Origin of the sequence: Caballeronia sp. LZ032 (assembly GCF_031451315.1) — a bacterium.
Taxonomy (GTDB): Bacteria; Pseudomonadota; Gammaproteobacteria; order Burkholderiales; family Burkholderiaceae; genus Caballeronia.
This window is the reverse complement of sequence record NZ_JARUXP010000003.1, coordinates 84,419-96,242: the sequence shown is the minus strand read 5'-3', so window position 1 is coordinate 96,242 and position 11,824 is coordinate 84,419. Positions and strand designations below refer to the sequence as shown.

Below are 11,824 nucleotides of genomic sequence, written 5' to 3'. Positions count from 1 at the left end.
TTGGCACGCGGCCTCAGCGCAAGGTCTCCCGCACCCACACGCCCTGCTTCATCACGCCCGCGATGCGCTCGCCCTGCCCCGTCAGCACGCGAATGTCCTTCAACGGATCGCCGTCCACGACCAGCAAGTCCGCGAACGCACCCGCCGCCACGACGCCCAGCTTGCCCTTCATGTTGACGATCTCCGCGCCGATGGCCGTCGCCTGGCGAATCGCCTCGAACGCGCCAACGATCTCCGCGCGAATCGACAGCTCATCGCTCTGGAACTGATGCATGTCGCCGAGCAGGTCCGAGCCGAGGCCCATCTTCACGCCACGCTTGTGCAGCATCGCGACGGCTTCGAGACCACGCTTGCGCACCGACTCGTTCTTCGCGAGCGTATCCTCGCCGAGACCCATTTGCGCGCCGACGCGGGCCATCGCGTCATACGTGACGAGCGTGGGCACGGCATAGGCGCCGTGTTCGAGCATGGCGTCGGCGGCTTCCTCGTCGATCAGATTGCCGTGCTCGATGGTCCGCACACCGAGCCGCACGACCCGCGCAATCGCCTTGGGCGTATAGGCATGCGCCATCACATAGGTCTGATGCGACTCCGCTTCCTCGACGGCGGCCTTCACTTCATCGACGGAGAATTGCAGGTTGCCGATCGGATCGGTGGGCGACGCCACGCCGCCCGACGCCATGATCTTGATGTGATTCGCGCCCGCGCGCATTTCTTCGCGCACGGCCTTGCGCATTTCATCGACGCCGTCCACCACGCGCCCGATCGCCCCCATGTTGCGATTGCAGCCGCACGGATCGGGGTCCGAGTTGTCGAAGCGTTCGCGGAAGTCGCCGTGTCCGCCGGTCTGCGAGAGCGCCTTGCCCGCGACGAACAGGCGCGGCCCCGCGATCACGCCTTCCTCCACGGCGCGCGACAGTGCATAGTCCGCGCCGCCCGCATCGCGCACGGTGGTAAAGCCGCGGTTCAGCATGCCGGCGAGAATCGGTACCGCGCGCAGCACGGCGAAGGTGTTCGGCAGACGGCTGTTGTTGCCGAGATGCGCGACCGACGCGATCACATGCACATGGCAATCGATCATGCCGGGCATCACCGTCTTGCCGCCGACATCGATCACTTCCGCGCCGCCCGCGTCCACCGGCTCGCGCGTGACTTCACGAATCGTGCCGCCGTCGATGACGATGGAATAGCGGCCGTCGTCGCGTTCGTGATCGGCGTCGAGCACGCGGGCATTCTTCAGGATCAGCATGAATCTCTCCGGTTACTTGAGCAGGAAGCCGTGCGCGAGCGGATCGCGGTCGTCGACGAAAATCGTGTTGTGGCCCGTCACGCGCGCCCAGCCTTCGATGGCCGGCACGATGGCGTCGTATTCGCCGACGCGCGCCGCTTGCATCGGCACGCCTTCGAACAGCGTGCCGATGATGCTCTCGTGCACGAAGCGTTCGCCGATCTTCAACTGGCCCTTCGCGACCCGCTGCGCCATGCGCGCCGACGTGCCGGTGCCGCACGGCGAACGGTCGATGGCCTTGTCGCCGTAGAACACCGCGTTGCGCGCGCTGGCGCCGGTCACGGTGGGCTCGCCGGTCCACATCACGTGACTGAGGCCGTTGATTGCTTCGTTTTCAGGATGCACGAAGCGGTACTTCTCGTTGGCGCGCTGCCGCAGCACCGGGCTCAAACGCTGGATATCCGAAGGCTTCAGCGTGTGCAAGCCTTCGTAGTGACGCTGCGGTTCGACGATTGCGTAGAAGTTGCCGCCGTAGGCCACGTCGAAGCAAATCTCGCCGAGACCGTCCACGTCCACCGAAAGATCCTGCGAATGCAGGAAGGACGGCACATTGACGAGCTGCACCGAATCCACATGCTCGCCGTTCATCCGATAACGCGCGATGACCACGCCGGCGGGCGTGTCGAGCCGCAGCACGCCCGGTTCGCGCGGCCGCACGAGTCCGTTCTCGATTGCCGTCGTGACCGTGCCGATGGTGCCGTGTCCGCACATCGGCAGGCAGCCGCTCACCTCGATAAAGAGAATCGCGAGATCGCAATCGGGGCGCGTCGGCGGATAGAGAATGCTGCCGGACATCACTTCGTGGCCGCGCGGCTCGAACATCAGCGCGGTGCGGATCCAGTCGAACTCACGCAGGAAATGCGCGCGCCGTTCGATCATGCTCGCGCCTTCGAGCGGCGGCGCGCCGCCCGCGACCACGCGCACCGGATTGCCGCAAGTGTGTCCGTCGATGCAGAAGAACGTGGACTTCATTGCTCGAGCGCCCGCACGCTGGCGATCGCCTTCTCCACGATCTCGATGGTCCGCTGGCGTTCCTCGCCTTCCAGCATCAGGCGTGGCGCCTTCACGTATTCCGGATAGCCGGCTGTAATGTTCTCCGCGAGCTTGATGTACTGCACGAGCTTGACGTGCGTATCGAGATGGAACAGGTCGATCAGCGCGCGGTACAGCGCGCGCGCCTTGTCGTACTCGCCGTTGACCGCGTGATTCAGCAGCGCGACGGATTCCTTCGGCATCGCGTTCGCCATGCCCGACACCCAGCCGGTGACGCCGAGCGCGACCGATTCCACGATCAGGTCATCCACGCCGCAGAACACGACGAACCGATCACCGAAGCGCGCATAGAGATCGGTCACGCGGGTCGTGTCGTAGGTCTCTTCCTTGATCGCGACGACGTTCGCTTCGTCGGCGAGCTGGGCGAGCAGGTCCGGACGCATGTCGACGCCATAGCCGCGCGGATTGTTGTAGATCATCAGGCCGAGGCGCGTCGAACGCGCGATCGAGCGGTAATACTCCACGGTCTCGCGATCGTCCGAGCGATACGTCAGGCCGGGAAACACCATGAGGCCCTGCACGCCGATCGCTTCCGCATCCTTCGCGAACTGCATGGCGTTCGCCGTGTTCAGTTCCGCGAGGCCCGAGATGACCGGCACGCGCCCTTTCACCGTTTCGACCGCGATCTTCAGCACCGTGCGCTTTTCGTCCGGCGTGAGCTGGGCGTTTTCGCCGACCATGCCCATCATCACCACCCCGCCGACACCGCTCTCGATCAGCCGGTTCAGCCCGCTGACGATAGCCTCCTGATCCAGCGAGCCGTCCTGCTTCAGCTTGGTCGTGACAGCGGGGAAGACACCTTTCCAGTTCACTTGCATGTTTGCTCCTCCAGTGGATGTGAATGCTCAGAAGCGGGCAATCGAATAAGGCGCGAGCGGCACGCGCGGCGTGCGGCCCGCCAGGACGTCGGCGACGAGCGCGGCGGTGGTCGCCGACTGCGTCAGCCCGAGATGGCCGTGGCCAAATGCGTAGACGACCGAAGGCACGCGCGGCGACGTGCCGATCACCGGCAGCGAATCGGGCGTCGCGGGACGATGACCCATCCATCGCGCCGCGCCGGTATCGTCGATGCCCGGCAGGAAACGCTTGCCGAGCGTGAGCAGCGCGTCGCTGCGACGGTAGTTCGGCGGCGCGTCGAGGCCCGCGAACTCCGCCGCGCCGCCGATGCGCATGCCGACGTCGAGCGGCGTCGCGACGAACTTGCGTTCCGCGAAGATCACCTCGCGATTCAGCGCAATGCCGTGCCGGGGCAGCGTAGCGTTGTAGCCGCGCTCGCTTTCCAGCAGCACCCGGTCGCCGATGGAGCGCGCCAGCGCCGCCGACCACGCGCCCGCCGCCACGACGATGCGGCGTCCGCTCACGCGGGTGCCGTCATCGAGCGCGACGCTGCCAGGCGCCTCGATCGCGCGCGCCACGCCGGTCACGAACCGCGCGCCGAGCGCCCGCACGCGTTCGCGCAGCAGCGTGACGATGCGGCGCGGATCGCCGATGTGCGACCAGTCGTCGAGGAACACGCCGTGTCTGAAGACCGGCGCGAGCGCCGGCTCGCATTCGCGTACCTGCTGCGCGTTCAGCGCATGCCAGCGCACGCCCAGTTCACGTTTGAAGGCCCATTCGTCCTGATCGGCATTGAAGGCTTCATCGGTTTCATAGACGGTCAGCGCGCCACGGCGATAGTGCATGCCCGTGGCGCCGATGTCGTCGAACAGCGGCAGGATGTCGTCGTAGACGCGGTTGTTCAGCAGCGCGAGCGCATGCGACACGGCCTGATACCGCTCCGGCTCGGCGACGCGCCGGAACGCCATGAACCACGGCAGCGCCTTCGGCAGATGCTTCCAGTCCACGGCCAGCGGCCCGAGCGGGTCCATCAGCCACTTCAGCGCCTTCGAGACCATGCCATGAACGGCGATCGGCGTGCTCTCGCTCACCGCGATGCCGCCCGCGTTGCCGTGCGACGCGCGGTCGCCTTCGAAATCGCGCTCCACGAGCGTCACGCGGGCGCCGTCGCGCAGGGCCGCCCACGCGCACGCAAGGCCAATCACACCGGCGCCGACTACCACGACATCATTTGTTTCTTCGTTCATTGCAAGGGAGCGTGCGCCGTTTCGCGGATGGTCATGACGGTGAGCGTGGAAAGGAGCGCGGCCAGCATCACGAAGTACGCGGGCGACAGCGGCGAACCGGTGGCCTTGATGAGCGCAATCGAGATCATCGGGGCAAAGCCGCCGAATACCGCGTTGGCGATGCCGTAGCCGATCGACATCCAGGTCGTGCGGATCTTCGTCGGGAACAGTTCGGAGAGCACGGCCGGCCCGACACCCGAGAAGATGCCGATGATCACGCCGCCCACCACCTGCACCGCGCCGACGACAGCCGCCGACTTGTAGGCGAGCATCAGATGGAAGATCGGATAGGGCAGCACGAGGAACGCCACGCAGCCGATCGCGTAGATGGGCTTGCGTCCGAAGCGGTCGGACGCCGCGCCCCAGAACGGGATCGACGCCGTCATGACGATCAGACCCGCCGTGTTCAGCCAGAGCGCCGTCGAAGCATTCATGCCGACGTACTTCGTCGTGAACGACGGCAGATAGTTGAGCAGCACGTACAGCGAAACCGTCCAGACGATCACGAGGCCGCACGCCTGCAAGCCGAGCAGCGCGGGGGCGCGGGCCGGGGCCTTGGGCGCGTCGTCGCTGGCGCTTTGATAGACAGGCGTCTCCTCGCTGCGCTTGCGGATGATCCAGCCGATCGGCCCGATCACGATCGCCCCGATGATGAACGGCACGCGCCAGCCCCAGTCGAGCAGGGCCTGCGGCGAGAGCAGCGTGGTCACCAGCGCGGCCGCGCCGGAGCCGAGCAGCATGCCGCCGAGCGTGCTGCATTGCTGGAAGCTGCCGTAGAGACCGCGCTTCTTCGGCGGCGCCCATTCCACCAGGAACGCCACCGCATTGCCCAGTTCGCCGCCGACGGAAATGCCCTGCAGCATGCGCGCCGCCACGAGCAGGACCGGCGCCATGATGCCGATGGACGCGTAGGTGGGCAGCAAGGCCATGAACAGCGTGGCGGCGGCCATCAGCGGCATGACGAAGGTCAGCGTCCACTTGCGGCCCTTTTTGTCGCCGAGCCAGCCGAAGATGATCGCGCCGAGCGGCCGCGCGGCAAAGCCCAGGCCGAACGCGCCGAAGGTGCCGAGCATGGCGGCGAAGTCGTCGCCGGTGGGGAACATCACTTTCGCGATCACGGTAGCGAGAAACGCGTAGGTTCCGAAGTCGAACCATTCGAGGATATTGCCGACCACCGCCGCCGTCACTGCGCGGCTGGTCTGCGTGGACATGCGTGGACTTTCGCTTGCGGCGTAAGGGCTTGCAACGGCTTGGGCTCGATCGGTCATGACAGCTCCGGAGAGGATGCAGCATCTGGACAAGGCGATTCGGTTCCGGGCGATTGTGCGCCGATCTTTTTTCTGAATCAAGGATTTTGGATCCAAAATGAGCGGATGAGATTGAATGCGGGATTACCGCATGACCCGTTCCGATGCTCCGTAGAGTGCCTTGGTATGCCTTTATGGAGTCGTCATGCAGATCCCGGAATCTTCCGCCAGCCTGCTTTCACCGGCAGATGAATTACCCGCCGCGTCGCCCGCCGACGAAACGCTCGCCGCGCTTCCTGCGAATGTCGATCAGGACATGGCCCGGGAATACAGCGGCTATCTCGACCAGACCAGCTTCACCGACTATTCGACGCCGCCTGACGCGTTGTTGACGAGTTCGGACACGCTGCCGCGCGGAGGCGCGCGAATCACAAGCTGGACCGGACCTCAGGCTCAGGAAGCGGCGCGGCAGTGGAGCGACACGATGGACCTGGTTCATCGCGGTGAAGCGGACGAAAGGCCGGAAGTTCGCCAGTCCGCCGCGGACCTCGCGCGCGACACGGTTGCCCAGCAAGAGGCGTTTCTGGTTGAGGCAGTGCATGACCACACGCGCCGCTCGATGCCGCCCATCGGCTGGCAGGACATTTCCGACGATGCCACGAAGCTCGCGCGTTTCGGCCTGACGCCGGACGATCTCGAGCTGCCGGGCTCGGGACTCGGCACCCGTCTCTTCGAACCCGATCCGGCGATCTTCGGTCACGACCTGAAGCCCACGCTGGCGTTCGAACGCACCGATCTCCCCAGCGTCAGGGACTGGAGCACCAACCTCGCGCAGGCATTCAACCTGCCGATGAAATCGGCTCAATATGAGCGGGCGGTGCAGATCGGCAACGAGATCCGCCAGCATGGCGCCGCCGGCGATCTCTATCTGGCCGGCCATTCGCTGGGCGGCGGCCTCGCGGCGGCGGCGGCGACAGCCAGCGGCGCGACCGCCTTCACGTTCGGCTCCGCGGGCCTTCATCCGGCTACGGTGACGCGCTACGGCGGAGCGCCCCAGCCGAGACAGATCTATTCATATCGCGTCGATGGCGACGCGCTGATCCGCATGCAGGACAAGCAAGCCGATCTTCCGAAGGACGTCGGCACGCGCTTCGACCTGCCCGCGACGAGCGCCAGCCCGTTCCTGCGACACTTCATCGACGACTACTGGTCCGGGTTGGCGCGCGTGGTCGGACAGGCGCGCATGAATCTCGATGTCGCGTTGCGCCACCCGTTGCGCGTCTGAATCACGGAATCGGCATGCGACGCCGCGCCAGTTCCGCGACGCCGATGCACAACGCCAGCCACGCGCCGCCCGCCGCGAAGCCGCCGATCACATCGCCCGGAAAATGCACGCCGATCACGATGCGGCTCACCCCGATGATCAGCACGAACAGGCACGCCAGCGCGACGATGAGCGCGTCCCAGCGGGTCGGCGCGATGCGCATCAGCATGTACGCGCACATGCCGTAACAAACGATGGAGCCGAACGTATGCCCGCTCGGAAACGCGAAGCTCTCGGGCAAAGGCACGAGCGCGCCGGACGGGCGGGCGCGGCCCATGAGCGACTTGAGCGCGTGATTGATCAGCGCGCCCACGCCGGTGGCGGCCGCGAGATAGACCGCGAGCCCGGCGCGGCGCGCCAACAGAAGCGCGACACAGGCGCACGCGCACAACAGCGTGAGAAGCCAGGGATCGCCGAGATGCGTGACGCGCCCGAACCAGCGCGCGGCAGCCGCCGGCACGCCGTCCCGCACGGCATCGAGCACCCGCTGATCCGCCGATGCAAACGCGCTGCCGTGCGCGATACGCGTCGCGATGGCGATGAAGACCGCCGCGCCGCAGGCCGCCGGCAAGAACGCGGCGATGGCGACGCCCGGCGCGGACATGCGCGGCCGGCGCGCGGCATGCGTCCATGCGAGCCAGGCCGCGGCTGGCACGACGAGCAGCAGCGCCACGATGATCGTCAAGGCGTGGCGTTGGGCAAGCGCCGGGTAATCCATGGGGTGTCGGTTCCTCGCACGATGAAGGTTGCTTGAGCGGAGTCATGTTAGCCGACGCGGCATCCAGCCTCGCGCGTCGAGTAACTAAATCGGACAATTCGCGTTCTGAAAAGCGCCCGGCATTGATAGCCTTGGATCGAATCGACAGGCCATTGCCGCAGCATGGCTCGTTCAACCTTCGCTATCCCGTCCGGACCCATGAGCTACGTCAGCCGAAACTACAAGAACGCCGCCCACGCGCCCTCAGGCATGTGGGTGTGCGCGCCGGGTTCCACGAACGGCCCGTATCAGGATCCGTTTCCCGCCGCACTCGAAGGCCCGCCGCATTACTGCGGCGGATGCGTGTCGTACGTCAGGCAAGTCTGCCCTTCGCTTCCGGAGACGTCCGTCTGGCGAAAGGGAGCGCCGGTGAAGGGGAACGGACATATCGTCGAAGGAACGGTCATCGCCACCTTCGACCATCACGGTCACTTTCACGGGCATGCAGCCATTTATGCGAGCCAGGGGCCGGCGGGCGTCACCGTGTATGACCAGTACGCGCATCCGCGCAAGCCAATTGGCCCACGGGTATTGCGCTGGGGCCATGCATCGGACGTGAACAACGGGGACAGGTTTCATGTCGTCGAGTAAGGCTGCGCTTTGGGCAATGTGCGCCTGCGCCGCCGCCGTGAGTCCGGCCAGCGCGGCGCAGCTGAGTTGTCCGGTGCTGCCCGCTACCCAGGAACGCTACGTCCAGTTGTTCGACGGCGCGCCCAGCGAGCAGGTTTCCCTCATCGCCGACCAGGGCGACGCTCGTCGCGGCAGCTGGAAAATCGGCTACGTGTACGACCAGGGCCGCGCGCTCACCCTGCAATGCGTCTACGCCAATCAGGCCACGCGCGACATCGCCATTCCCGGGCGCGTCGACGTGTGCCGCTACCAGACCAACGGCGCCGGCCTGACGAAGCTCGACTGCGAGTGACGCACCCGCGCACCCATGCGCGAGACGGTCCGCCCGATACACGGCCAGCGTGCTATCGTCATTGCACCCCGTATCGCCTGCCGCGCGCCGCCCTCATGAGCCACGTCCGCTATCCTCTCGGACCCGATGACCGGGTGCATCTGCTGTGCTGGCTCACGTGCGGATTCCTCGGCGCGTTCTATCTCGACGGCGACTGGCCCGATCCCTCCTTCCAGGTGCGCGCGGCGCATCGCTGGCTCGACCGGCATCATCGCGCCGCCGACTGGATCGAAACCGCACGGCTCTCCGTCACGGCGCAGGCGCTCGCTTCCCGTCTGTCGAACCTGCTGGACAACGACACCGCACGCGGCGACGTCGAACGCATTCTGGACAGCGAGGAGCTCGACTACGAGAACGCGCTGGTTCAACGCGTCTATCACGAGTGCCGGGCCACGCTGGCCAGCAAGGGCAAACCGCCGCATTGAATCGTTTGCGACCGCGCACGGCGATCAAATTTCATGCCGCGTCGGGCGCGCGTCTTGATGCGCCAAAGGTTGCGGCAGCGACTTTTTTTTCGCTCTGAAGAATGTGCGGCACCCCACATTGGCGGCATGCAGCGCATTGCTACCATCGGCGCGCCTGCTCGCACGTCGATGTTCGCGCCTCGCGATCCTCATTGATCCCGAAGCGAATTGGCACCACCGTCAGCGGCCACCCGATCGAAAACAACCGAAAACAAATGGACACTGAACGGAGGTCGCCATGCCCCGCTGCATTCATTCGCCTGTTTCACCATCCTCGACGCGCCTGCGACCGCTCGCCGCGCTCGTGCCTCTGATCGCAAGCCTCGCCTACGCCACCGTTGCGCACGCCGCGCCGCCATTGCCAAGCGGCGGGCAGTTCGTCGCGGGCAGCGGTTCGATCGGCGGCGGCGGTCAGTCGCTCACCATCAATCAGACGACGTCGCGCGGCGTGATCGACTGGAACAGCTTTTCGATCGGCAGCGGCCGGCAGGTCACGTTCAACAACGGCAGCGGCGCGACGCTCAATCGCGTGACGGGCGGCGACGCGTCGGTGCTGCTCGGCCAGCTGAGCGCGAGCGGCAGCGTCTATCTCGTCAATCCACAAGGCGTGCTTGTCGGCCCCGGCGGCGTGGTCGCGACGGGCGGGCGCTTCGTCGCCTCCGCGCTGGATGTCGGCGACGCCGCGTTCATGCAGGGCGGCCCGCTGACGCTCGCGGGCGGCGGCAACGGCATGGTCATCAACCTGGGCAAGATCGGTTCGAGCGGCGGCGATGTGTTCCTCGTGTCGCGCACGGCCGTCATCAACGCCGGGACCATCAGCGCGCCGCAAGGCACCGCCGAACTCGCGAGCGGCAGCCAGGTGTTGCTGCAGGATGCGTCGGGCGGCCAGCAGGTCTTCGTGCAGGCCGGCAGCGGCGGCTCCGTGATGAACGCCGGCGCGATCCAGGCGGCGCAAGCCAGCCTGCAAGCCGCCGACGGCAACGTTTACGCGCTCGCCGGCAACAGCGCGGCGATCCGCGCGACCGGCACCGCGACGCGCGACGGCCACGTCTGGCTCGTCGCCGATCAGGGCGCGGTCCACGCCAACGGCTCGATCGCGGCAGCCAATGCGGACGGCAGCGGCGGCTCCGTGGAGACGCACGCCAACGCGCTCGATGTCGCGGGCGCGGACGTGCATGCGGGCAACTGGACGCTCGGCGCGCCCGCGCTCACCGTCGATCAGCCGACCGGCACCGCGCTCGCGCGCAGTCTCGCCAACGGCACGTCGGTCGTGGCCCAGAGCAGCAGCGGCGATCTCGCGGTGAACGGCTCGGTCCAGTGGACCGGCAACGGCTCGCTGACGCTCAACGCGGCGCACAGCGTGTCGATCGGCGCCGGTTCGACGCTGGCCAACAGCGGCAACGGCAATCTCACCCTGCGCGCCGATTCGGCCGGCGCCGACAACGGCGGCAGCGTGACGAACGGCGGCACCATCGACTGGTCGAAGAGCGGCGGTATCGTGAGCGCGCTCTACGACATGAACGGCAGCTACGCGCCGGGCACCGTGCTCACGAACAGCGGCTGGACGGCGGCGCAATACAGCGGCCTCGTCACGCAGGCGACCGGCTACAAGTTCGTCAACACGCTCGCCGACCTGAAGAACGTCTCGCAGGACCTGGCGGGCAACTACGCGCTCGGCAAGGACATCGACGCGAGCGCAACCGCGTATCCCAACTACTTCACGCCGATCGGCCAGACCACTACCGCGCCCTTCACCGGCCAGTTCGATGGCTTCGGCCACACGATCGACCAGCTCGCCACCGCCGCCGACCTCGACAACGACTACTTCGGCATGTTCGGCGTCATCGGCACGAAGGGCGTCGTGCGCGACCTGAACCTCACGAACGGCAACACGGGCGGCAATACGTCAGGCGGGCTGGGCCTGCTGGTCGGGCAGAACAACGGCTATGTCACCTACGTCAACACCACCGGCAGCGTCTCGCAGAACGGCTTCGGCGGCTTCGGCGCGGGCGGCGTCGCGGGCGTCAACAACGGCACCATCGCGCGCTCGTCGAGCACGGCGGACGTCGGCTACCAGACGGCGGCGGGCGGGCTCGTCGGGGTGAACAACGGCACCATCGCGCAGTCGTACGCGACCGGCTTCACGCGCGGCGGCACGCACGGCAACACCGGCGGACTTGTCGCGTTCAACTCGGGGCTCATCACGCAGTCGTATGCGACGGGCGGCGTCGGCGGCTTCGGCGGCGGCGGACTCGTGTACAGCAACGGCACGACCGGCGTCATCAACGAATCCTTCGCCACCGGCCAGGTGGGCGGCGGCGGGCCTCCGGGCGATCCGGAAGGCGGCATCGCGGGCTACAACACGGGCGCCATCCACAACAACGTCTACTGGAATCGCGACACCACCATCCGCACCACCGCCGCCGCGTCGAACTCGGGCACCGCGCCGCCCGACTCCAACGGGCTCAGCACCGCGCAGATGAGCAACGCGTCGAACTATCTGGACTGGAACATTCCGGCAGGCGGCGTATGGGCGATGCCCGCCGGCGCCACGCATCCGATACTCCAGTGGCAGCAGGCGCATTGAGGCGTTGAACGAAGGCGTCC

At 66.8% G+C, this 11,824-nt stretch carries 11 protein-coding genes; 5 read left to right on the top strand and 6 right to left on the bottom strand.

Going from position 1 to position 11,824, the window contains the following annotated elements:
- Nucleotides 1–13: 13 nt before the first annotated feature.
- Genes QCE69_RS21860 through QCE69_RS21840 form a run of 5 tightly spaced genes read right to left on the bottom strand, consistent with a single transcriptional unit; the run spans nt 14 to nt 5,675 of the window.
- Nucleotides 14–1,249, bottom strand: a complete 1,236-nt coding sequence (locus QCE69_RS21860; protein WP_309923078.1) for an amidohydrolase family protein — start codon at nt 1,247–1,249, stop codon at nt 14–16.
- 12 nt (nt 1,250–1,261) lie between these two features.
- Complete coding sequence (locus QCE69_RS21855) at nt 1,262–2,260, bottom strand: 4-hydroxyproline epimerase (RefSeq protein ID WP_309923076.1); 999 nt, start codon at nt 2,258–2,260, stop codon at nt 1,262–1,264.
- The gene (locus tag QCE69_RS21850; protein WP_309818210.1) at nt 2,257–3,159 is read right to left on the bottom strand and encodes a dihydrodipicolinate synthase family protein; all 903 of its coding nucleotides are present in this window, start codon (nt 3,157–3,159) and stop codon (nt 2,257–2,259) included. The genes QCE69_RS21855 and QCE69_RS21850 overlap by 4 nt, the downstream gene beginning before the upstream one ends.
- 27 nt (nt 3,160–3,186) lie before the next feature.
- Nucleotides 3,187–4,425 carry an FAD-dependent oxidoreductase gene (locus tag QCE69_RS21845; protein WP_309923074.1) on the bottom strand — a complete coding sequence of 413 codons (1,239 nt, stop codon included), beginning with the start codon at nt 4,423–4,425 and terminating at the stop codon, nt 3,187–3,189.
- Entirely contained in the window at nt 4,422–5,675 is a 1,254-nt protein-coding gene (locus QCE69_RS21840; RefSeq protein WP_309923072.1) for an MFS transporter, read from the bottom strand. The genes QCE69_RS21845 and QCE69_RS21840 overlap by 4 nt, the downstream gene beginning before the upstream one ends.
- Before the next feature lie 241 nt (nt 5,676–5,916).
- Here QCE69_RS21840 and QCE69_RS21835 point away from each other — a divergent pair, with 241 nt between their 5' ends.
- Complete coding sequence (locus tag QCE69_RS21835) at nt 5,917–6,996, top strand: hypothetical protein (RefSeq protein WP_309932958.1); 1,080 nt, start codon at nt 5,917–5,919, stop codon at nt 6,994–6,996.
- 1 nt (nt 6,997) lies between these two features.
- On the opposite strand, the gene QCE69_RS21830 is transcribed toward QCE69_RS21835, so the two are convergent.
- On the bottom strand, nt 6,998–7,753 hold the full coding sequence (locus QCE69_RS21830) for a phosphatase PAP2 family protein (protein ID WP_309932956.1): 756 nt from the start codon (nt 7,751–7,753) through the stop codon (nt 6,998–7,000).
- A gap of 198 nt (nt 7,754–7,951) precedes the next feature.
- Here QCE69_RS21830 and QCE69_RS21825 point away from each other — a divergent pair, with 198 nt between their 5' ends.
- The 4 genes from QCE69_RS21825 to QCE69_RS21810 all read left to right on the top strand — a co-directional run bounded on the left by QCE69_RS21825 (nt 7,952) and on the right by QCE69_RS21810 (nt 11,804).
- Nucleotides 7,952–8,383 (top strand): BPSL0067 family protein, encoded by a 432-nt coding sequence (locus QCE69_RS21825; RefSeq protein WP_309923067.1) that lies wholly within the window; start codon nt 7,952–7,954, stop codon nt 8,381–8,383.
- On the top strand, nt 8,370–8,714 hold the full coding sequence (locus tag QCE69_RS21820; protein ID WP_309923065.1) for an STY0301 family protein: 345 nt from the start codon (nt 8,370–8,372) through the stop codon (nt 8,712–8,714). The genes QCE69_RS21825 and QCE69_RS21820 overlap by 14 nt, the downstream gene beginning before the upstream one ends.
- Nucleotides 8,715–8,809: 95 nt before the next feature.
- A complete protein-coding gene (locus QCE69_RS21815) occupies nt 8,810–9,178 on the top strand; it encodes a hypothetical protein (protein ID WP_309923063.1) in 369 nt (122 codons plus the stop codon).
- A gap of 277 nt (nt 9,179–9,455) precedes the next feature.
- Entirely contained in the window at nt 9,456–11,804 is a 2,349-nt protein-coding gene (locus QCE69_RS21810; RefSeq protein ID WP_309932955.1) for a filamentous hemagglutinin N-terminal domain-containing protein, read from the top strand.
- Nucleotides 11,805–11,824 lie beyond the last annotated feature (20 nt).

Bases quoted from the DNA above. Each gene is read 5' to 3' on its own strand.
- QCE69_RS21860 (WP_309923078.1), bottom strand. From the start codon at position 1,249: ATGCTGATCCTGAAGAATGCCCGCGTGCTCGACGCCGATCACGAACGC.
- QCE69_RS21855 (WP_309923076.1), bottom strand. From the start codon at position 2,260: ATGAAGTCCACGTTCTTCTGCATCGACGGACACACTTGCGGCAATCCG.
- QCE69_RS21850 (WP_309818210.1), bottom strand. From the start codon at position 3,159: ATGCAAGTGAACTGGAAAGGTGTCTTCCCCGCTGTCACGACCAAGCTG.
- QCE69_RS21845 (WP_309923074.1), bottom strand. From the start codon at position 4,425: ATGAACGAAGAAACAAATGATGTCGTGGTAGTCGGCGCCGGTGTGATT.
- QCE69_RS21840 (WP_309923072.1), bottom strand. From the start codon at position 5,675: ATGTCCACGCAGACCAGCCGCGCAGTGACGGCGGCGGTGGTCGGCAAT.
- QCE69_RS21835 (WP_309932958.1), top strand. From the start codon at position 5,917: ATGCAGATCCCGGAATCTTCCGCCAGCCTGCTTTCACCGGCAGATGAA.
- QCE69_RS21830 (WP_309932956.1), bottom strand. From the start codon at position 7,753: ATGGATTACCCGGCGCTTGCCCAACGCCACGCCTTGACGATCATCGTG.
- QCE69_RS21825 (WP_309923067.1), top strand. From the start codon at position 7,952: ATGAGCTACGTCAGCCGAAACTACAAGAACGCCGCCCACGCGCCCTCA.
- QCE69_RS21820 (WP_309923065.1), top strand. From the start codon at position 8,370: ATGTCGTCGAGTAAGGCTGCGCTTTGGGCAATGTGCGCCTGCGCCGCC.
- QCE69_RS21815 (WP_309923063.1), top strand. From the start codon at position 8,810: ATGAGCCACGTCCGCTATCCTCTCGGACCCGATGACCGGGTGCATCTG.
- QCE69_RS21810 (WP_309932955.1), top strand. From the start codon at position 9,456: ATGCCCCGCTGCATTCATTCGCCTGTTTCACCATCCTCGACGCGCCTG.